The 21,148-nt window shown below is 61.4% G+C and carries 15 protein-coding genes; 11 read left to right on the forward strand and 4 right to left on the reverse strand.

Translation table 11 applies throughout. The features are described 5' to 3' along the window. Nucleotides 1-75 precede the first annotated feature (75 nt). The 6 genes from PspR76_RS02950 (at nt 76) to PspR76_RS02975 (ending at nt 10,933) form a co-directional block, all read left to right on the forward strand. Entirely contained in the window at nt 76-2,379 is a 2,304-nt protein-coding gene (locus tag PspR76_RS02950; RefSeq protein ID WP_159953892.1) for a YgiQ family radical SAM protein, read from the forward strand. Nucleotides 2,380-2,563: 184 nt separating this feature from the next. Then, the gene (locus PspR76_RS02955; RefSeq protein WP_159953893.1) at nt 2,564-3,484 is read left to right on the forward strand and encodes an NAD synthetase; all 921 of its coding nucleotides are present in this window, start codon (nt 2,564-2,566) and stop codon (nt 3,482-3,484) included. Further along, a complete protein-coding gene (locus PspR76_RS02960; RefSeq protein WP_159953894.1) occupies nt 3,481-3,930 on the forward strand; it encodes a hypothetical protein in 450 nt (149 codons plus the stop codon). The genes PspR76_RS02955 and PspR76_RS02960 overlap by 4 nt, the downstream gene beginning before the upstream one ends. 187 nt (nt 3,931-4,117) lie before the next feature. Continuing rightward, a complete protein-coding gene (locus PspR76_RS02965) occupies nt 4,118-7,408 on the forward strand; it encodes a transglutaminase family protein (RefSeq protein ID WP_159953895.1) in 3,291 nt (1,096 codons plus the stop codon). Between the two features lie 148 nt (nt 7,409-7,556). Next, nucleotides 7,557-10,043, forward strand: coding sequence for a circularly permuted type 2 ATP-grasp protein (locus PspR76_RS02970; RefSeq protein ID WP_159953896.1), 2,487 nt, complete (start codon nt 7,557-7,559; stop codon nt 10,041-10,043). Then, nucleotides 10,043-10,933 (forward strand): transglutaminase family protein, encoded by an 891-nt coding sequence (locus PspR76_RS02975; RefSeq protein ID WP_159953897.1) that lies wholly within the window; start codon nt 10,043-10,045, stop codon nt 10,931-10,933. Before PspR76_RS02970 ends, PspR76_RS02975 begins: the two co-directional genes overlap by 1 nt. A gap of 171 nt (nt 10,934-11,104) precedes the next feature. On the opposite strand, the gene PspR76_RS02980 is transcribed toward PspR76_RS02975, so the two are convergent. Beyond that, nucleotides 11,105-11,287, reverse strand: coding sequence for a hypothetical protein (locus tag PspR76_RS02980; protein ID WP_034117461.1), 183 nt, complete (start codon nt 11,285-11,287; stop codon nt 11,105-11,107). Between the two features lie 333 nt (nt 11,288-11,620). Here PspR76_RS02980 and azu point away from each other — a divergent pair, with 333 nt between their 5' ends. Further along, a complete protein-coding gene (gene azu / locus PspR76_RS02985; RefSeq protein ID WP_159953898.1) occupies nt 11,621-12,067 on the forward strand; it encodes an azurin in 447 nt (148 codons plus the stop codon). Between the two features lie 168 nt (nt 12,068-12,235). Here the strand turns inward: azu and nadE are convergent, their stop codons facing one another. From nadE to PspR76_RS03000, 3 genes are all read right to left on the reverse strand, one after another. Beyond that, nucleotides 12,236-13,063: an ammonia-dependent NAD(+) synthetase gene (gene nadE / locus PspR76_RS02990; RefSeq protein ID WP_159953899.1), complete on the reverse strand. Its 828-nt coding sequence runs from the start codon at nt 13,061-13,063 to the stop codon at nt 12,236-12,238. A gap of 3 nt (nt 13,064-13,066) precedes the next feature. Then, nucleotides 13,067-14,281, reverse strand: coding sequence for a nicotinate phosphoribosyltransferase (pncB, locus tag PspR76_RS02995; protein WP_058423444.1), 1,215 nt, complete (start codon nt 14,279-14,281; stop codon nt 13,067-13,069). Nucleotides 14,282-14,494: 213 nt separating this feature from the next. Next, nucleotides 14,495-15,382, reverse strand: coding sequence for a LysR family transcriptional regulator (locus PspR76_RS03000; protein ID WP_159953900.1), 888 nt, complete (start codon nt 15,380-15,382; stop codon nt 14,495-14,497). A 153-nt stretch (nt 15,383-15,535) separates the two neighbouring features. Here PspR76_RS03000 and amaB point away from each other — a divergent pair, with 153 nt between their 5' ends. The 4 genes from amaB to PspR76_RS03020 all read left to right on the forward strand — a co-directional run bounded on the left by amaB (nt 15,536) and on the right by PspR76_RS03020 (nt 21,148). Further along, nucleotides 15,536-17,026: an L-piperidine-6-carboxylate dehydrogenase gene (amaB, locus tag PspR76_RS03005; RefSeq protein WP_159953901.1), complete on the forward strand. Its 1,491-nt coding sequence runs from the start codon at nt 15,536-15,538 to the stop codon at nt 17,024-17,026. A gap of 154 nt (nt 17,027-17,180) precedes the next feature. Next, entirely contained in the window at nt 17,181-18,464 is a 1,284-nt protein-coding gene (gene amaA / locus PspR76_RS03010; RefSeq protein ID WP_159953902.1) for an L-pipecolate oxidase, read from the forward strand. Nucleotides 18,465-18,838: 374 nt separating this feature from the next. Next, complete coding sequence (locus PspR76_RS03015) at nt 18,839-19,975, forward strand: branched-chain amino acid ABC transporter substrate-binding protein (protein ID WP_159953903.1); 1,137 nt, start codon at nt 18,839-18,841, stop codon at nt 19,973-19,975. Between the two features lie 258 nt (nt 19,976-20,233). After that, on the forward strand, nt 20,234-21,148 hold the full coding sequence (locus PspR76_RS03020; protein WP_159953904.1) for an ABC transporter permease subunit: 915 nt from the start codon (nt 20,234-20,236) through the stop codon (nt 21,146-21,148).

Raw genomic sequence — 21,148 nt, forward strand, 5'->3', positions numbered from 1 at the left:
GTTACCGTCGGAATTGGTCAAATTTTGTGCTATATTCCGCGCCCGCGATTTTTCATCTCAACACCGGTCACCGTCATGCAAACAGCCAAGCCGTTATTTGACTATCCCAAGTACTGGGCCGAATGTTTCGGTCCTGCGCCATTCCTGCCAATGAGCAGGGAGGAGATGGATCAGCTTGGCTGGGATTCCTGCGACATCATCATCGTTACCGGTGATGCGTATGTGGATCACCCCTCGTTCGGCATGGCAATCATCGGCCGGCTGCTGGAGTCCCAGGGCTTTCGCGTCGGGATCATTGCCCAGCCGAACTGGCAGTCCAAAGACGACTTCATGAAGCTCGGCGAGCCGAACCTGTTCTTCGGCGTCGCGGCCGGCAACATGGACTCGATGATCAACCGCTACACCGCCGACAAGAAAATCCGTTCCGACGACGCCTACACCCCAGGCGGCATGGCTGGCAAACGCCCGGACCGCGCGAGCCTGGTGTACAGCCAGCGCTGTAAGGAAGCCTACAAGAACGTGCCGATCGTGCTCGGCGGCATCGAAGCATCGCTGCGCCGCATCGCCCACTACGACTACTGGCAGGACCGTGTGCGCAACTCGATCCTGATCGACGCCACCGCCGATATCCTGCTGTACGGCAACGCCGAGCGCGCCATCGTCGAGGTCGCCCAGCGCCTGTCGTGGGGCCACAAGATCGAAGACATCACCGACGTGCGCGGCACCGCGTTCATTCGCCGTGACACGCCTGTGGGCTGGTACGAAGTGGACTCCACGCGTATCGACCGTCCGGGCAAGATCGACAAGATCATCAACCCGTACGTGAACACCCAGGACACCCAGGCCTGCGCCATCGAGCAAGAGAAAGGCCCGGTGGATGACCCGGAAGAAGCCAAGGTCGTGCAGATCTTGGCCAGCCCGAAGATGACCCGCGACAAAACCGTGATCCGCCTGCCGTCGGTGGAGAAAGTCCGTGGCGACGCGGTGCTCTATGCCCACGCCAACCGCGTGTTGCACCTGGAAACCAACCCAGGCAACGCCCGCGCCCTGGTGCAGAAGCACGGCGAAGTCGACGTGTGGTTCAACCCGCCACCGATTCCGATGACCACCGAAGAAATGGACTACGTGTTTGGCATGCCTTACGCCCGTGTCCCGCACCCGGTGTACGGCAAGGAGAAGATTCCGGCCTACGACATGATTCGCTTCTCGGTGAACATCATGCGTGGCTGCTTCGGCGGTTGCACCTTCTGCTCGATCACCGAGCACGAAGGCCGCATCATCCAGAACCGTTCCGAAGAGTCGATCATTCGCGAAATCGAAGAGATCCGCGACAAAGTGCCAGGCTTCACCGGCGTGATCTCCGACCTCGGCGGCCCGACCGCGAACATGTACCGCATCGCCTGCAAGAGCCCGGAAATCGAATCCGCGTGCCGCAAGCCATCGTGCGTGTTCCCCGGCATCTGCCCGAACTTGAACACCGACCACTCGTCGTTGATTCAGCTGTACCGCAGCGCCCGTGCCTTGCCGGGTGTGAAGAAGATTTTGATCGCTTCCGGCCTGCGTTACGACCTCGCCGTCGAGTCGCCGGAGTATGTGAAAGAGCTGGTCACCCACCACGTCGGTGGCTACCTGAAGATCGCCCCGGAACACACCGAGGAAGGTCCGCTCAACCAGATGATGAAGCCGGGCATTGGCAGCTATGACAAGTTCAAGCGCATGTTCGAGAAATACACCAAGGAAGCAGGCAAGGAGCAGTACCTGATTCCTTACTTCATCGCCGCCCACCCGGGCACCACCGACGAAGACATGATGAACCTGGCCCTGTGGCTCAAGGGCAACGGCTTCCGCGCCGACCAGGTGCAGGCGTTCTACCCGTCGCCGATGGCCACTGCTACCGCGATGTATCACTCGGGCAAGAACCCGCTGCGCAAGGTCACCTACAAGAGCGACGCGGTGACCATCGTCAAGAGCGAAGAGCAGCGCCGTCTGCACAAGGCGTTCCTGCGCTACCACGACCCGAAAGGCTGGCCGATGCTGCGTGAAGCGCTGACCCGCATGGGCCGCGCCGACCTGATCGGGCCGGGCAAGGACCAACTGATCCCGCTGCATCAGCCAGCCACCGACAGCTACCAGAGCGCGCGTCGCAAGAACTCGACGCCGGCCGGCAGCCACAAGGTCGCCAAGGAAACCACAACCAAGATCCTCACCCAGCACACCGGCCTGCCGCCGCGTGGCAGTGATGGCAGCAACCCATGGGACAAGCGCGAACAAGCCAAGGCCGCGGCCATGGCGCGCAACAAGCAGGCGGCCAAGGAGCGCGCCGATGCGGCCAAGGGCAAGGGCGGCAAGCCCGCCCGTAAGCCGGTCGTGCCGCGTTGATCGCAGCCTGATATGTAAAACGCCAGCCTCGTGCTGGCGTTTTGCTTTCTAGCCGGTGGGTAGCCTGTTTGTTAAGGTGGCGCAGGCAAGCCAGCTCCCACATTGGAATGCATTCCCCTGTGGGAGTCGGGCTTGCCCGCGATGAGGCCCGCCCGGCCACCATCACCTTCAAGGAAGAACACTTATGAGCAACCCCTTGCTCAACATCGGCATGGACTCCAACCGCTCCCAATTCATGGCGCGCCAGCGCATCGAAAGCCAGATCAACCTGCCGCGCCTGTTCGCTGCCATCGATGCCGACCCCGCCATTGTCGGTGCCGGTGTTGTGTATATCGATGCCGAGTTCAACGTTGTCACTCTGCGCGAATTCCAGCCTATCTGCAGCATCGCACCCAAGCGGTTGATCCTGCGTGAGGCGCAGAAGTACATCGCGCCAACGCAATTCGCCCAACAGGTGCAAGATAACCCGCGTGAGTCCCGGCTGGTGGGCGAAGCGGTCAATACCACGCTGTCGTGTGCCGGCGCGGTCATCGGGTGGATTGTGGTGCTCAGTGGTTCCGTCGCGGTCCCGTTTTCGGCAGGCGCCAGTTCGGTGGTCGTGGCGCTCGGCTACACGGCTGCAGCAGCCAGTTCCGTGCAGTGTTTTGCCAGCGGCTATCGCACGGTCAATGAGATCCGTAACCCCGCGCGCAATGACCAGCTCGACAGTGAGGAGTGGTACCAATACACCATGATTGCCCTGGATGCGGCGTCTTTGGTCGGGGTAGGTTCATCGGCGCTGGCAACGGTCAAGCTGGTGCGGCTGAATAAGGCTGCCACCGGAAAAAGTGTGAGGGAGGTGCTCAGGGGCCTGAATCGACAGGAGCGAGCCAAGTTGACCAAAGAGCTGTTGAGCATCAACGATCCACGCTTGACGTCCAAGATGATCAAGCTGAAACAGTTGTCGGGCGAGTTGCCTAAGCGGTTCACGCCCACCGAGGTCAAACATGCAACGGTCACGCAGATCAAGGACGCCTTGGGCGCAGCCATTGGTTTTACCGGCAGCGCAGTGTCGGGGAACGTGCGCACAATTGCCGTAGGGCTGTATGAGGAGGCAGAGCAATGAACGAGCTGCCCAGCATTCGCAGTTTTTTGTCGACGTATTTCCCGGTCTTCATGGGGGCGATATTTGCCTCGATTTTCACCCTCGTGTTTACGGTTCCGGTGTTCTTCGACAGCTATATGCCCAGCCTGTCCATGGCAGATAACGCCAAGTACTCCTTCTTGGCGGGTATCGCGCTCACGCTAATCATCGTGCACTGCAATTTCATGATTGCTCGCGGGCATCCCCAATGGACGTGGCCGGTCGTGGTGCTTTTGGGGGTGTGCTTTCTGAGTGTACTGCCAACCCTCAATGATCAACCGAATGCGCTGATGTACGCCTTGAGCCTGTTGTTCCCATTGCTTGGGCTTTTGCTGTTCAACAGCAAGCGTCACCGCGAAATGCGCCAGAAACTGGTCGAAGTCCGCCATCTGCGCGAAGCCATCAGCGCCCGCCAAAAAGCTCGCTGATTGGGTAGATTCACCACCTCCGCTCACATGACCGCCACATAAATGTGCAACCCTCGCACCATTACCGCAGCCACGGCGCCGTTTTGGTGCTGTACTGCACCGGGTCTTACGATAAAGCGCAATGACGGCCGCACTGGCATAAGTCTTGCGCGCTTTGTTTCCATGCCCTGGCTCGCAGGAGGCCGCCGTGTCGATTCATGTCGCGTTGCACCACGTTACGCATTACCGCTATGACCGCGCTGTCGAACTCGGCCCACAGATTGTGCGTTTGCGCCCGGCCGCCCATAGCCGCACGCGGATTTTGTCCTACGCACTGAAAGTGTTGCCCGAGCAGCACTTCATCAATTGGCAGCAAGACCCCCAGGGCAATTACCTGGCGCGTCTGGTGTTCCCGGAAAAGACTGACGAACTGCGCATCGAAGTCGACCTCGTCGCTGAGATGGCGGTGTTCAACCCATTCGACTTTTTCCTTGAACCCTACGCCGAAAAAATCCCCTTCAGCTACGCTGCCGATGAGCAGCGTGAGCTGGCGCCGTACCTGGAAACCTTGCCGCTGACACCGAAGTTTGCCGCCTACTTGGCCGGCATCGACCGCACGCCACTGCCCGCCGTGGATTTTCTGGTAGGGCTAAACCAGCGCCTGGCAGCGGATATCGGCTACCTGATCCGCATGGAGCCGGGCGTGCAAACCCCGGAATTCACCCTGGAAAACGCGTCCGGCTCGTGCCGCGATTCGGCGTGGCTGCTGGTGCAATTGCTGCGCAACCTGGGGCTGGCCGCGCGTTTTGTGTCCGGCTACCTGATCCAGCTGACCGCCGATGTCAAAGCCCTCGACGGCCCGTCCGGCACCGAAGTGGATTTCACCGACCTGCACGCCTGGTGCGAAGTGTATTTGCCCGGTGCCGGCTGGATCGGCCTCGACGCCACTTCCGGGCTGTTCGCCGGTGAAGGGCATATCCCGTTGGCTTGTAGTCCTGATCCATCGTCCGCCGCGCCGATCAGTGGGTTGGTGGAACCTTGCGAGTGCGAATTTACCCACGAAATGTCGGTTGAGCGGATTTGGGAAGCGCCTCGCGTCACCAAGCCCTACACCGAAGAACAGTGGCTGGCGATCCAGGCGCTGGGCCGGCAGATCGACGGCGACCTGCTTAAAGACGATGTACGCCTGACCATGGGCGGCGAACCGACCTTCGTCTCCATCGACGACCCCGACGGCGCCGAATGGAACACCGCCGCGCTGGGGCCGGACAAGCGTCGCCTGTCCGCCGAGCTGTTCCAGCGCATGCGCAAGCACTATGCGCCCGAGGGCCTGGTGCACTTCGGCCAGGGCAAGTGGTATCCCGGCGAGCAGCTGCCGCGCTGGTCGCTCAACTGCTACTGGCGCCGCGACGGGTTGCCGATCTGGCACAACAGCGCGCTGATCGCCGATGAGCAGCAAGATTACGGCGCCGACGGCGAGATGGCCGGGCGCTTCCTGGCCAGTGTCGCCGAGCGCCTGAAGTTGCCCGCACGCTTTGTATTCCCGGCCTTCGAAGACAACTTCTACTACCTGTGGCGCGAAGGTGCGCTGCCGCAAAACGTCACTGCCCAGGACCCGCGCCTGAGTGACGACCTGGAGCGCGAACGCCTGCGTAAAGTGTTCAGCCAGGGCCTGGATAAAATCATCGGCCAAGTGCTGCCGCTGGCACGCACCGCCGCCAATGATCGCTGGCAGAGCGGGCGCTGGTACTTGCGCGACAACCACTGCCGCCTGGTGCCGGGCGACTCGCCGCTGGGCTATCGCCTGCCCTTGGCTTCGCAGCCTTGGGTGACGGCGGCGGAGTATCCGTTTGTGCATCCGACCGACCCGAACCAGGATCAGCCGGAGCTGCCGACCACCGCGCAGCTGCAAAGCCATGGCGAACCCGCGCCGAGCGATGAGCGCGTGCCAAAAGTCGACGAATCCGCCGACTGGCTGACCCGCACCGCCTTGTGTGCCGAAGCGCGCGAAGGGCGCCTCTACCTGTTTATGCCGCCGCTGGAGCGCGTAGAGGATTACCTGGAGCTGGTGGCCGCTATCGAAGCCACCGCCGAAGAACTGCACTGCCCGGTGTTGCTGGAAGGTTATGAGCCGCCGTTCGACACGCGTCTGAGCAACTTCCGCGTCACGCCGGATCCGGGCGTGATTGAGGTCAACGTGCAGCCGTCCGCGACCTGGGACGAGTTGGTCGAACGCACCGAATTCCTCTACGAAGAGGCGCGGCAAACCCGCCTGACCACTGAAAAATTCATGATCGACGGCCGCCACACCGGCACCGGCGGCGGAAACCACTTTGTGCTCGGCGGCGCGACGCCCAAGGATTCGCCGTTCTTGCGCCGCCCCGATTTGCTGCGCAGTTTGATCAGCTACTGGCATAACCACCCGTCGCTGTCGTACCTGTTTTCCGGGCTGTTTATCGGCCCGACCTCCCAGGCACCACGGGTGGATGAGGCGCGTAACGACGCGTTGTATGAGCTGGAAATTGCCTTCGCGCAAATGCCTGAACCCGGCGAAGAGTGCCCGCCGTGGTTGGTCGACCGTCTGCTGCGCAACTTGCTGATCGACGTGACGGGCAACACCCACCGCGCCGAATTCTGCATCGACAAACTCTACTCGCCCGACGGCGCCACCGGCCGTCTGGGCCTGCTGGAACTGCGCGCGTTTGAAATGCCGCCCCATGCGCGCATGAGCCTGACCCAGCAACTGCTGCTGCGCGCTTTGGTCGCGCGCTTCTGGCGTGAGCCGTACGCGCCGCCGAAACTGGCGCGCTGGGGCACCGAGCTGCATGACCGGTTCCTGTTGCCGCACTTTATCGAGCAGGATTTTGCCGACGTGATCGTCGAGCTGAATGCCGCCGGTTACCCGCTGCGGGCCGAGTGGTTTGCGGCGCACCTGGAGTTTCGTTTCCCCAAGGTCGGCGACTACGCCGTCAGCGGTATCGAACTGGAACTGCGCCAGGCCCTGGAACCCTGGCACGTGCTGGGCGAGGAAGGTGCGGTGGGCGGCACGGTGCGTTACGTGGATTCATCCCTTGAGCGCTTGCAGGTGAAGTTGAGCGGGCTGCCGCCGCAGCGCTATTTGCTGACGTGCAACGGCATCCCGGTGCCGTTGCAGCCGACCGGGCGTATTGGTGAGTTCGTCGCCGGCGTGCGTTATCGCGCCTGGCAACCGGCCAACTGCCTGCAGCCGACTATCTCGGTGCATGCGCCGTTGGTGTTCGACTTGCTGGATACCTGGATGCAGCGCTCGCTGGGCGGTTGCCAGTACCATGTCGCCCACCCTGGCGGGCGCAATTACGACAGCTTGCCGGTGAACGCCAATGAGGCGGAGAGTCGGCGCATGGCGCGGTTTTTCCGCTTGGGGCATAGCCCGGGCAAGCTGCCCGTGCCCCCTTTAGTCATCAATGATGAACTACCCATGACCCTGGATTTGCGGCGTTTCCCCAATAAGAATGACTAAACGCTGTTCAAATGTGGGAGCGGGCTTGCTCGCGAAAGCGGTGAATCAGTCGATATATAAGTTGATTGACCCGCCGCATTCGCGAGCAAGCCCGCTCCCACATTAGACTGTGGTGACTTTGAACTCCCTTGCCCCTGCCGAGCGTTCCATGCCCGACTTGCTCGACCGTTACCCGCTGACTGCGGGCACTTATCACGAACTGCTCGACGACAGTGGCGCGGTGCGTGCCCATTGGCAGCGTTTGCTCGATCACCTGCAACGCAGCACGCCCGCACAACTGGCTCAGCGCCAGGCGCTGCTGACCCGGCAGATCCAGGAAAACGGCGTGACCTACAACGTCTACGCCGACCCCAAAGGCGCCGACCGCCCGTGGGAGTTGGATTTGCTCCCGCATGTGCTGGCCTTTGAAGAGTGGCAGCACCTGTCAGCCGGTATCGCCCAGCGTGCGCGCCTGCTCAATGCCGTATTAGCTGATCTGTACGGCCCGCAACGCCTGATCAAAGAAGGTTTGTTGCCGGCGGAATTGGTGTTCGGCCACAACAACTTCCTGTGGCCGTGCCAAGGTATCCAGCCGCCCGACGGTGCGTTCCTGCATCTGTACGCCGTGGACCTCGCGCGCACGCCGGATGGCCGCTGGTGGGTCACGGCCGACCGGACCCAAGCGCCGTCGGGCGCAGGTTACGCGTTGGAAAACCGCACCATCGTGTCCCGCGCCTTTCCGGATTTGTACCGCGACCTGCAAGTGCAGCACCTCACCGGTTTCTTCCGCACGCTGCAGGAAACCCTGGCCCGCCAGGCACCGAGTGATGACCAGTCGCCGCTGATCGTGCTGCTCACGCCGGGGCGCTTCAACGAAAGCTATTTCGAACACCTTTACCTCGCGCGCCAGCTCGGCTACCCGTTGGTGGAAGGCGGCGACCTCACCGTGCGCGACAGCACCGTGTTCCTGAAAACCCTCAGTGGCCTGCGCCGGGTGCACGCGATCATGCGTCGCCTGGACGACGACTTCTGCGACCCGCTGGAGCTGCGCACCGACTCGGCTCTCGGCGTGCCCGGCCTGCTGGACGCCGTGCGCCAAGGCAATGTGCTGGTGGCCAACGCTCTGGGCAGTGGCGTGCTGGAGTCGCCGGGGTTGCTCGGCTTTTTGCCGAAGATCAACCAGTTCCTGTTTGGCGAAGAATTGATCCTGCCGTCCATCGCCACGTGGTGGTGCGGTGAGGCGCCGGTACTCGCCGAAGCCCTGGAAAAACTCCCGGAATTGCTGATCAAGCCCGCGTTTCCGTCGCAGAGCTTCACGCCGGTATTTGGCCGTGATTTGAACGACGAACAACGCCAGGCGCTGGCCGAACGCATGCGCGCGCGGCCTTATGCGTATGTCGCCCAGGAGCTGGCGCAATTGTCCCAGGCGCCGGTGTGGCACACCGTGGAGGACCACTTGCAACACCGCGCCATCGGCATGCGCGTGTACGCCGTGGCCAGCGATGAAGGCTATCGTGTGCTGCCTGGCGGCCTGACACGCGTGGCCGCCGAGGCCGATGCCGAAGTGGTGTCGATGCAGCGCGGTGGTGCGAGCAAAGACACCTGGGTGCTGGGTGAGCGCGCTGCCGGTGGCGAACACTGGCGTGCGCAGCGGCCCATTGGTGCCCACGACCTGGTGCGCCGCGATCCGTATCTGCCGTCGCGCGTGGTGGAAAACCTGTTCTGGTTTGGCCGCTACTGCGAACGTTGTGATGACAGCGCGCGCTGGCTGCGCATTGTGCTCGCGCGGTATGTCGACGGCGACGACCCGCGGGCGCTGCAAGCCGCTGTGGAGCTGGGCGAGACCTTGCGCTTGTTGCCGGAGGAGGGCGAGTTGCCCGAGCGTCTGCTGGCCGCCTTGCTCGGCGATGACTGGCCGTCGAGCCTGCGTTCCAACCTGCAGCGCTTGCAGTGGGCGGCGTCGCAGGTGCGCGGCAAGTTGTCCCGGGAAAACTGGCAGGCGCTGGTCGAGCTGCAGCGCGAAGCCCTGGAGCTGGAAAGCGAAAGCCCGGACTTCGGCGAGCTGCTGGATTTCCTCAACCGTTTGGTGATGTCCCTGGCGGCACTGTCCGGCTTTGCCCTGGACGACATGACCCGCGACGAAGGCTGGCGCTTCTTGATGATGGGCCGGCGTATCGAGCGTCTGCAGTTTCTCAGCAGCAGCCTCGCGGCGTTCCTGCGCGGCGTGGCGGTGTTTGATCAGGCCGGGCTTGAGTGGTTGCTGGAGCTGGGCAACAGCAGCATCACCTATCGCTCGCGCTACCTGGCCGTGCCGCAGTTGATCCCGGTACTCGACCTGTTGTTGCTGGATGAGCAGAACCCGCACGCGGTGCTGTTCCAGTTGAAGCTGGTCAGCCGCACCTTGCGACGGCTCAACGATGACTTTGGTGTGCCACGGGAAACCGGGCTGGCGCCGTTGGTCGACCGTCTGGCGCGGTTCGACCTCGGCTGCCTGGAGAACCCGTTGTTCGGCGAGTCCAGCGTGCGTGCCGCGCTGGATGGCCTGGCTGACCTGCTGCAAGCGGTCGCCGATGAGAGTGGGCAAGTGTCGGATCGCCTGGCCTTGCGCCATTTTGCCCATGTGGATGATGTCAGCCAGCAAACGGTGTCGGTGTGATGAGTGCGCGCTACCAGATTTTCCACGATACCCACTACCACTACGACAGCCCGGTGTCCCTGGCTCAGCAGCTGGCGCACCTGTGGCCACGGCCGTGCGCCTGGCAGCGTTGCAGTTCGCAGCAACTGGAAATCAGCCCCGAGCCGACTGCGCGCCGCGACGAGCTGGACGTATTCGGCAACCCGATCACCCGCCTGGCGTTCGAGCGGCCCCATGACGAGCTGCTGGTCAATGCCGGGCTGACCGTGGAAGTGCTGGCGCGGCCTGCGCTGGATTTTCAGCTCTCACCCGCCTGGGACCAGACCCGCGACAGCCTGACCTATAGCAGCCTGCCCATGTCCGCCGAGCTGATCGAAGCCTGCCGCTATCGCTTCGAATCGCCCTACGTGCACCTGAAAAAAACCTTCGTCGAGTTTTCCGAAAGCTGCTTTCCACCCGGCGAGCCATTGCTGCTGGGCGTGCAGGCGTTGATGGAGAAGATTTTCAGCGAATTCACCTTTGATGCCGAAGCCACCCAGGTGGCTACGCCGCTGGTGGAAGTGCTGGAGCGACGTCGCGGCGTGTGCCAGGACTTCGCCCACCTGATGCTCGCCTGCCTGCGCTCACGCGGTTTGGCGGCGCGTTACATCAGCGGCTACCTGCTCACCCAGCCACCGCCCGGCCAGCCACGGCTGATCGGCGCCGATGCGTCCCACGCGTGGGTTTCGGTGTATTGCCCGGTGTCGGGCTGGGTAGATTTTGATCCGACCAACAATGTGCAGCCGGCACTGGAGCACATCACCCTGGCCTGGGGCCGTGATTTCTCTGATGTGTCGCCGTTGCGGGGGGTGATTCTGGGAGGTGGGAGCCATGACCCGGAGGTGCGGGTGACGGTGATGCCGTTGGAATAATTGATTAAGGGGGCGTGGTACTGTGGCGAGCGGGCTTGCCCCGCGTTGGGCTGCGTAGCAGCCCTAAAACCCGGTACCGCGGTCTTTCTGATGCAACGGGTTGATCGTATTGGGGCCGCTTCGCGACCCAACGCAGGGCTAGCCTGCTCACCACAACGTGGGAACGATCATTTATTCCGCCGGGTCTTTCGGTGTCTCGGTCTCGTCAGTCGCCACTTCACCTTCAGCATCCGGGTTCAGTGCGCCAGCTTCTTCATCTGCAGCGGCTTTCTTGCGTTGCAGCTTTTCCTCTTTCTTCTGCTCCTTGGCCAAGTCTCTCTGACGTTTGGCGAAGGAGTAATTAGGTTTGGCCATGGGCGATCCTCTAGGGTCGAAGGTGAGGGTGGGCGGCGCGCAGCTGCCTTGGGTCGCTATGGTAGCAGCTTAGCACCGCGCGTGGCCTTCACTTACCGCAGGCGTAAGCAGCCAGCAGGCCGTTGAACAGTTGATTTAGATGCATGGCGCGGGCTCCGAGGGGTAATGAACCGATCATAAACAGGCAGGCGGACTTTGGCTGGTAGATTGTGTTGATCAGCCTGATAGCCTAAAGTTGTATACAATCTGTTGATGCAGATCATAAGAATTCAAGCCTGCTTGAGGCACCCTTGTCGCAATACGCGTTTATTAAACCCTGCCTTGGAGATTCACATGTTTGCCAAACTCGTTGCTGTTTCCCTGCTGACTCTGGCGAGCGGCCAGTTGCTTGCTGCAGAGTGCAAGGTCACCGTCGACTCCACCGACCAGATGTCCTTCAACACCAAGGCCATTGAAATCGACAAAAGCTGCAAGACGTTCACCGTTGAGCTGACCCATTCCGGCAGCTTGCCGAAAAACGTCATGGGCCATAACTGGGTGCTGAGCTCGGCCGCCGACATGCCGGGCGTTGCCAGCGACGGCATGGCTGCCGGTATCGACAAGAACTACCTCAAAGACGGCGACACCCGCATCATCGCCCACACCAAGATCATCGGTGCCGGCGAGAAAGATTCCGTGACCTTTGATGTGTCGAAACTGGCTGCCGGTACGGATTACGCGTTCTTCTGCTCGTTCCCAGGCCACATCTCGATGATGAAAGGCACTGTGACCCTGAAGTAATCAGGTTCCAGCTGCAAAAAAAGCGCCTCTCGGGGCGCTTTTTTGTGGGCGGTCGGTAGCACCGCGTGATCGTTCATCGCAGGCAAGCCAGCTCCCACATTCGATCCCATTCTCATGCTGGAACTCGGTCAACTGTGGGAGCTGGCTTGCCTGCGATAGCGATCTACCTCACGGCGCAAATGGCATGACCCGTTTGTGCTCAGTCTTGCGATACGTATCGCAAATGATCTTGAACGCTTCCTCACGCACCGGCTGGCCATGCAGGAAGGCGTCGATCTCGGCGTAGGTCACGCCATGGGACGCTTCGTCCGGCTTGCCCGGCGACAGGTCTTCAAGGTCGGCCGTCGGGACCTTCTCCACCAGCGACTCCGGCGCACCAAAGTGCCGTGCAATGGCGCGTACCTGGTTTTTCACCAGCCCGCTCAGCGGCGCCAAATCGCAGGCGCCATCACCAAACTTGGTGAAAAAGCCCATCACCGCTTCCGCTGCATGGTCGGTGCCGATCACCAGCCCGCCGGCCGCGCCAGCGATGGTGTACTGCGCCACCATGCGCATGCGCGCCTTGGTGTTGCCCAGCACGAAGTCACGCGACACCGCCGCCTTGCCTTCGAACGCCGCCACTTCATTGGCCAGGGATTTAACCGCTGGGCCGATGTTCACGGTGTGGCGCTCGTCCGGCTCGATGAAGTCCACCGACGCCTGGGCGTCGTGTTCGTCGAACTGGGTTTCGTACGGCAGGCGCACCGCGATAAAACGGTAGGCGTCATCGCCGCTGCTGGCGCGCAGTTCTTTCATGGCGCGTTGGGCCAACAGGCCTGCGGTCAGGGAGTCGACGCCGCCGCTGATGCCCAGCACCAGCGTCTTGAGCCCGGAATTGCGCAGGCAATCCTGGATAAACGCCACGCGGCGGGCCACTTCGGCTTCAAGCGCGGCCTGGTCGTTGAACGGTGCTTGGACCTTGAGCTGCTGCGCAATCTCACGCTGTACGGCTTGCATGATTCACTCCTTGCTGGGTAGGGCAGGTACTTTGAAAACGTGGCGCAAATAGGCGACAAAATTCGGATCGGTACAGTGGGTCTTGCCCGCTTCATCGGAAATCTTCGCGACGGGCTGGCCATTACAGGCGGTCATTTTAAGCACGATGCTCATCGGCTCGACACCTGGAATGTCACAGGTCAGGTTGGTACCGATACCGAAGCTCACATTAATGCGACCACGCAACGCGCGGAAAATCTCCAGGGCCTTGGGCAGCGACAGGCTGTCGGAGAACACCAGCGTCTTGCTCATCGGCTCGATACCGAGCTTGTGGTAATGGGCAATAGCTTTCTCGGCCCACTGCACCGGGTCACCGGAGTCGTGGCGCAGGCCGTCGAACAGTTTGGCGAAGTACAAGTCGAAGTCGCCGAGGAAAGCGTCGGTGGTGATGCAGTCGGTCAGGGCGATGCCCAGCAGGCCACGGTATTCGCGGACCCAGCAGTCGAGCGCAGCAATTTGGCTGTCGATCAGGCGCGGGCCGAGTTGCTGGTGGGCCATGATCCATTCGTGGGCCATGGTGCCCAGCGGCTTCATATCGAACTCGCGGGCCAGGTGCACGTTGCTGGTGCCGACGAAACGGCCGGGGAAGTCGTGCTTGAGCACGCTCACCACTTCTTCCTGCACCCGGTACGAGAAGCGCCGACGCGTGCCGAAGTCGGCCACTTGCAGCTCCGACAGCTCGTCGCTGCTGGCATTCGCCGTCAGCCAGTCGAACTTGCGGTACAGCTGCTCGCGGGCCTGTTCGAGGATCACGGTCTGGTAGCGGTAGCGGTTACGCACTTCGCTGACGATGGCCAGCATCGGCACTTCAAACAGGATCACGTGCAGCCACGGCCCACGCAGGCGGATAAACAGCTCGCCGTTCTCGATGCCGGTTTGCACATAGCGCAGGTTGAAGCGGAACAGCCCGAGGAAGCGCAGGAAATCCGGCTTCATAAAGCTGATGCGCTCAAGAAAACCAAGCTGGTCCGGGCTCAGGCTCAGCTCGGCAAGGCGTTCGATCTGGTAGCGGATTTCCGCCAGGTACGGGCGCAGGTCTTCACTGTTGCGGCAACGAAACTCCCATTCAACTTCCACGTTCGGGTAGTTGTGCAGCACCGCCTGCATCATGGTCAGCTTGTAGAAGTCGGTGTCGAGCAAGTTCTGCACGATGCGATCGGCAAACACACTCTCGCTCATAACGGGAATCTCCAGACGGGTCGGCGATGGGCGCCGACCTTTACGCACTATTAAGGAATGGCGCTAGTGGCGCATAGACCTGTGGGGTTTTGCCAGTGATTTTTTCGGAATGGCCACTGGCCCTATCGCAGGCGAGCCAGCTCCCACAGTTGAAATGCATTCCAAATGTGGGAGCTGGCTTGCCTGCGATGGCGGCGGTGCAGGCAAAAAAAACTAAACTTGTTCCATCATCCACTTCACAAACTCCCGCACCTTGGGCACCTCGGCCGAATGCTCCGGATACGCCAGGTAATACGCATCCTGGCTGGGCATCGCATGCTGCCAGGGGATCACCAGCTTGCCCTCGGCCAGTTCTTCTTCCACCAGAAAGCGTGGCAGCAGCGCCACGCCACAGCCCACCTGCGCCGCGCGGATGCACATATAAAAGGTGTCGAAACGCGGCCCGTGGTAGCTGTGCTCGGTATGAAAGCCCTGGCTGGCAAACCAGTCATGCCAGCCTTGCGGCCGCGAGGCGTTCTGCAATAGCACCAGGTCACTCAGTTGCGTCGGGTCGGTGAACGGCTGCGCGGGCAGGCTTTCCGGCGCGCACACCGGCACAAGTTCTTCGCTGAACAACTTCAAGCTCTCGGTGCCGGGGCGTGAGCCCTGGCCGAAGTAGAAGGCCATGTCGGCCTTGCCTTGCAGCAGTTCGTCCGGCTCCTGCTCGTTGCACAGGTCCAAATGGATCTGCGGGTGACGCAAACGCCAGCCTTTAAGACGCGGCACCAGCCAGCGCGCGCCGAAGGTGTAGGGCGTGGAGACGCGCAGCACTTCGGTTTCGCCGCCGTAGGAGCGCAGGTAATGGGTGGACATCTCCACCTGCGTGAGGATTTTTCTCACTTCCACCAAATACAAATCCCCCGCCGGGGTCATCTGCAAACGACGGCGCACTCGGCGAAACAGCAGGTGTTGCAGCAATTCTTCCAGCTGCGCCACCTGTTTGCTCACCGCGCTCTGCGTGAGGTTCAGTTCCTCGGCGGCGCGGGTGAAGCTCAGGTGGCGGGTGGCGGCTTCGAAACACTGCAGGGCGGTGATCGAGGGCAAATGTCTTTTGTTCAGCACGGCACGCCTCTTTTTATTCTTTGCATGAATAAACGGAATGATATCTCGCCTAATCGTCGTTTGTTGGCAAGTCTTGGGCCAGCTACAAATAAGGCCTGGATCGCCGTGTCGGTGGCGGCGCGAATTTTCTGTTTGAGATTGAAGGAGTGACCCATGGTTGCCGCATTGCTTGACCGTCTCGGGGTGAACCCGGCGCTGTACCAGTCGGGGAAACAACCCGTGCATTCGCCGATCGACGGCAGCCGTATCGGCAGTGTGCACTGGGAAGGTGCCGCCGAGGTGGAGCAGCAGGTCAGTCGCGCCGAGCATGCATTCGAGGCCTGGCGCAAAGTGCCGGCACCGCGTCGCGGCGAGCTGGTACGCCAGTTCGGCGACGTATTGCGTGAATACAAGGCCGACCTCGGTGAGCTGGTGTCGTGGGAAGCCGGCAAGATCACTCAGGAAGGCCTGGGTGAAGTGCAGGAAATGATCGACATCTGCGACTTCGCCGTTGGCCTGTCGCGCCAACTGTACGGTTTGACCATCGCCTCCGAGCGCCCAGGCCATCATATGCGTGAAACCTGGCACCCGCTGGGCGTGGTCGGCGTAATCAGCGCCTTCAACTTCCCGGTGGCCGTGTGGGCGTGGAACACCACGCTGGCGCTGGTGTGCGGCAACGCAGTGATCTGGAAACCATCGGAAAAAACCCCGCTCACCGCGCTGGCCTGCCAGGCGCTGTTCGAGCGCGTGCTGAAAAACTTCAAGGACGCGCCTCAGTACCTGAGCCAAGTGATCATCGGCGGCCGTGACGCCGGCGCTGCGCTGGTGGATGACCCGCGTGTGGCGCTGATCAGCGCCACCGGCAGCACCCGCATGGGCCGCGAAGTGGCGCCGAAAGTCGCCGCACGTTTCGCCCGCAGCATCCTCGAGCTGGGCGGCAACAACGCGATGATCCTCGGCCCAAGCGCCGACCTGGACATGGCCGTACGTGCCATCCTGTTCAGTGCCGTCGGCACCGCCGGCCAGCGTTGCACGACGTTGCGCCGCCTCATCGCCCATGAGTCGGTCAAGGAAGAAATCGTCACCCGCCTCAAGGCGGCTTATTCCAAGGTGCGCATCGGTCACCCGCTGGAAGGCAACCTGATCGGCCCGCTGATCGACAAGCACGGCTTCGACAACATGCAGGACGCCCTGGAACAAGCCTTGAGCGAAGGCGGCAAGGTGTTCGGCGGCAAGCGTCAGCTGGAAGATAAATTCCCGAATGCCTACTACGTGTCACCGGCCATTGTGGAGATGCCCGAGCAAAGCGACGTGGTGTGCACCGAAACCTTCGCGCCGATTCTGTATGTGATCGGCTACAGCGACTTTGCCGAAGCCCTGCGTTTGAACAACGCCGTGCCGCAAGGCCTGTCGTCGTGCATATTCACTACCGATGTGCGTGAAGCCGAGCAGTTCATGTCGGCGGTGGGCAGTGATTGCGGCATCGCCAACGTCAATATCGGCCCGAGCGGCGCAGAAATCGGCGGCGCGTTTGGCGGTGAGAAAGAGACCGGTGGCGGGCGTGAGTCGGGTTCGGATGCGTGGCGCGGTTACATGCGTCGCCAGACCAATACCGTGAACTATTCGCTGGAATTGCCGCTGGCGCAGGGTATTACCTTCGACTGACTTTCAGGCCGCAGTGAGGTCATGTGGGAGCTGGCTTGCCTGCGATAGCGGTGGTGACTGATACACCGATATCGCAGGCAAGCCAGCTCCCACAGTTGATTGAGTTCGCAATTCAGAATAATGGTGGTTTGTTAGGTCTCATCGGAGTCTGGCAATGGCATTACGCGAAACATGTTTATGGGAACAACTCACCCCTGGCCGACCCGATCGCGCCGCGCTCAAGGGCGAGGTCAAGGTCGATGTGTGCGTGATCGGCGCCGGGATCACCGGCTTGTCGGCCGCCATCCACTTGCTGGAGCAAGGTAAAAGCGTCGCCGTGCTGGAGGCCCATCGCACCGGCCATGGCGGTTCGGGGCGTAACGTCGGGCTGGTCAACGCCGGCATGTGGATTCCCCCGGACGAGATCGAAGCCGGTTTCGGCGAGGCGGTGGGCAGCCAGCTCAACCGCATGTTGGGCGCGGCGCCGTCACTGGTGTTCAGCCTGATCGACAAATACAACATCGATTGCCAATTGCGCCGCGAGGGCACCTTGCACATGGCGCACAACGCCCGAGGCGAGGCGGATTTGCGCAGTCGTGAAGAACAATGGAAGCGCCGTGGCGCGCCGGTTGAATTGCTGACCGGCCAGGCGTGCGAGCACGCCACCGGGACCAAAAAGATTGCCGCCGCGTTGCTGGACCGGCGCGCCGGCACGCTGAACCCAATGGCGTACACCACGGGTTTGGCGAATGCCGCCGCCGGGCTTGGCGGGCAGTTGTTCGACCATTCCCCCGTCACCCAGCTGGAACGCCAAGGCGCGCAATGGTCAGTACAGACCGCCCAAGGCTCAGTGCAGGCTGCACAAGTGGTGATCGCCTCCAACGCCTACACCGAGGGCGAATGGACCGAGTTGCGGCGCAACTTCTTCCCCGGCTATTACTACCAGGTCGCGTCGGCCCCGCTGACGGATGCGGCCGCCGAACAGATCCTGCCGGGCGGGCAGGGCTCGTGGGACACGCGCCAGGTACTCAGCAGCATCCGCCGCGACGCCGATGGCCGCCTGTTGCTCGGCAGCCTGGGCAACGGCAACCAGAAACCCACGTGGTTTCTAAAGGCGTGGGCCGATCGGGTGCAGCAGCACTACTTCCCGTACCTCAAATCGGTGCAGTGGGAATGCACCTGGACCGGCTGCATTGCCTTCACACCTGATCACTTGATGCGCCTGTTCGAACCGGCGCCCGGCCTGGTGGCGGTCACCGGCTATAACGGGCGTGGCGTGACCACCGGCAGCGTGGTGGGCAAGGCATTTGCTGACTATTTGTGTCACCAGAACCCCCAGGCCTTGCCGATTCCCTTCGCACCGATGCAACCGCTGGCCGGGGTGGGCCTGCGCAGTTGCCTCTACGAAGCTGGATTCTCGCTGTATCACGCCGGCCAATGCCTGCGGATCGTGATCTGATCAGCGAAATACCTGTCAAAAGCCTGCATTTTCTTAGCAGGCTACTAATCTGTATTGGTGCAAGTCGTAGCAATCACGCACTGTAAATGTGCAGTTCCGTTACGCACATTGTTACAGGTGCAGGAACTGTCGTTTATCTGCCTGGTTGCCGGTGCGACCTGCCAGGGTTGTACTTATTGAATCCATCGGTTGCACCTCTCGATGCTAGACGGTTGCACGTCCTGGCAAAAGGAGTCGAAACGCCTGTAATAACAATGACACCGTGTCTTTTTGAAGAATAAAAAACTAATGGCACGCGCCTTGCTCTGGGCTTTCCCGTGAAAGTTCGTCGTGAATTCGTAGTGCCAATTAACAAAAACCTCGGAGCACCACTCATGTCCCAGACGTTTTACAAGAAAGGCTTTCTGGCCCTCGCCGTTGCAGCGGCGCTGGGTGTTTCTGCGTTTGTTCAAGCTGATGTGAAGATTGGCGTAGCGGGGCCGATGACTGGCGCCAACGCAGCTTTCGGTGAGCAGTACATGAAGGGTGCCCAAGCGGCAGCCGATGTGATCAACAAGGCCGGCGGCATCAACGGCGAGCAGATCAAACTGGTGCCCGGCGACGACGCCTGTGAGCCGAAGCAGGCTGTAGCGGTCGCCAACCGCCTGGCAGACCAGGACAAAGTGATCGGCGTGGTCGGGCACTTCTGCTCGTCCAACACCATCCCGGCTTCCGAGGTTTACGACGAAGCGGGCATCATCATGATCACCCCGGGCTCCACCAACCCACAGGTCACCGAGCGTGGCCTGGGCGCGGTGTTCCGTATGTGCGGGCGTGACGACCAGCAAGGCATCGTGGCCGGCGACTACATCGTCGACGTGCTCAAGGGCAAGAAAGTCGCGGTTATCAACGACAAGGACACCTACGGCAAAGGCCTGGCCGACGCCACCGCTGCCCAGTTGACCAAGCGCGGCGTCAAGCCGGTGCTGGAAGAAGGCCTGACCCGTGGCGAGAAAGACTTCAGCGCCCTGGTGACCAAAATCCGCTCCACCGGTGCTGACGTTGTGTACTTCGGCGGCCTGCACCCGGAAGCCGGTCCACTGGTTCGCCAGATTCGTGAAGCTGGCCTCAAAGACGTCAAGTTCATGTCCGATGACGGCGTTGTCACCGACGAACTGGTCGCTACCGCTGGCGGCAAGCAGTATGTAGATGGCGTCTACATGACCTTCGGCGCCGACCCGCGCCTGCTGCCAGACAGCAAGACCGTGGTGGAAGAGTTCCGCAAAAATGGCACCGAGCCTGAAGGCTACACCCTGTACGCCTACGCCTCGATCCAGGCCCTGGCCGCCGGCTTCAACGGTTCCAAGTCCAACAAAGGCGAAGACGCCGCCAAGTGGCTCAAGTCTCACCCGGTGAAAACCGTCATGGGCGAAAAAGCCTGGGACACCAAGGGTGACCTGAAAATCTCCGACTACGTGGTTTACCAGTGGGACAAAGACGGTAAGTACCACCAGCTGGAAAAGCAGAAGTAATAGCGCGATTTAACCGGCACCCCTGAACTCCAGGGGAGCTGGCCTTGTGTGGGAGCTGGCTTGCCTGCGATTGCATCGCCTGGGTATTGCTGAAGTACCGAGGTGTCTGCATCGCAGGCAAGCCAGCTCCCACACAAGGCCAGCTCCCACAGGGAACCTCGTTGCCTGCTCCATCGTGTTCGGCAACAGATCTGTCTTTTCCTCCAGAAGCGCCGCACACCCCTCGGTGTGCAGGTGCTCACCGCGTGAGATTGCGTTATGGATGGTATTTTCCTGCAGCAACTGGTCAACGGCCTGACCCTCGGGTCGGTCTATGGCCTGATCGCCATCGGCTACACAATGGTCTATGGCATCATTGGCATGATCAACTTCGCCCACGGCGAGGTTTATATGATTTCCGCTTACCTCGCGGCGATCAGTCTGGCACTGCTGGCTTACTTCGGCATCGAATCCTTCCCGCTGCTCATTCTCGGCACTTTGATATTCACCGTGGTCGTCACCGGCGTTTACGGTTGGGTCATCGAGCGTGTTGCCTACAAACCGCTGCGCAACTCCACCCGACTGGCACCGCTGATCAGCGCCATCGGTATTTCCCTGATCCTGCAAAACTATGCGCAGATTGCTCAGGGCGCGAAACAACAAGGCATTCCAACCCTGCTGGCCGGCGCCTGGCGCGTCGATATCGGCAGTGGTTTCGTGCAGTTGACCTACACCAAGGTGTTCATCCTGGTGGCCGCGTTCCTCGGCATGGGCCTGCTGACCTACGTCATCAAATACACCAAGCTCGGCCGCATGTGCCGCGCGACCCAGCAAGACCGCAAGATGGCCTCGATCCTGGGCATCAACACCGACCGCGTGATCTCCTACGTGTTCGTCATCGGTGCCGCCATGGCCGCCCTGGCCGGCGTGCTGATCACCCTCAATTACGGCACCTTCGACTTCTATGCCGGCTTCATCATCGGCATCAAGGCGTTTACCGCAGCGGTACTCGGCGGCATCGGCTCCCTGCCTGGGGCGATGCTTGGCGGGATCATCCTGGGTATCTCCGAGTCGCTGTTCTCGGGGTTGATCAACTCTGACTACAAAGACGTGTTCAGTTTCTCCCTGCTGGTGGTGATTCTGATTTTCCGTCCTCAGGGCCTGCTTGGTCGCCCACTCGTGGCGAAGGTGTAA

Source organism: Pseudomonas sp. R76 (assembly GCF_009834565.1).
Taxonomy (GTDB): domain Bacteria; phylum Pseudomonadota; class Gammaproteobacteria; order Pseudomonadales; family Pseudomonadaceae; genus Aquipseudomonas.

Coding starts and splice junctions, on each gene's coding strand:
- PspR76_RS02950 (WP_159953892.1), top strand. CDS start 76: ATGCAAACAGCCAAGCCGTTATTTGACTATCCCAAGTACTGGGCCGAA.
- PspR76_RS02955 (WP_159953893.1), top strand. CDS start 2,564: ATGAGCAACCCCTTGCTCAACATCGGCATGGACTCCAACCGCTCCCAA.
- PspR76_RS02960 (WP_159953894.1), top strand. CDS start 3,481: ATGAACGAGCTGCCCAGCATTCGCAGTTTTTTGTCGACGTATTTCCCG.
- PspR76_RS02970 (WP_159953896.1), top strand. CDS start 7,557: ATGCCCGACTTGCTCGACCGTTACCCGCTGACTGCGGGCACTTATCAC.
- PspR76_RS02975 (WP_159953897.1), top strand. CDS start 10,043: ATGAGTGCGCGCTACCAGATTTTCCACGATACCCACTACCACTACGAC.
- PspR76_RS02980 (WP_034117461.1), bottom strand. CDS start 11,287: ATGGCCAAACCTAATTACTCCTTCGCCAAACGTCAGAGAGACTTGGCC.
- azu (WP_159953898.1), top strand. CDS start 11,621: ATGTTTGCCAAACTCGTTGCTGTTTCCCTGCTGACTCTGGCGAGCGGC.
- nadE (WP_159953899.1), bottom strand. CDS start 13,063: ATGCAAGCCGTACAGCGTGAGATTGCGCAGCAGCTCAAGGTCCAAGCA.
- pncB (WP_058423444.1), bottom strand. CDS start 14,281: ATGAGCGAGAGTGTGTTTGCCGATCGCATCGTGCAGAACTTGCTCGAC.
- amaB (WP_159953901.1), top strand. CDS start 15,536: ATGGTTGCCGCATTGCTTGACCGTCTCGGGGTGAACCCGGCGCTGTAC.
- amaA (WP_159953902.1), top strand. CDS start 17,181: ATGGCATTACGCGAAACATGTTTATGGGAACAACTCACCCCTGGCCGA.
- PspR76_RS03015 (WP_159953903.1), top strand. CDS start 18,839: ATGTCCCAGACGTTTTACAAGAAAGGCTTTCTGGCCCTCGCCGTTGCA.
- PspR76_RS03020 (WP_159953904.1), top strand. CDS start 20,234: ATGGATGGTATTTTCCTGCAGCAACTGGTCAACGGCCTGACCCTCGGG.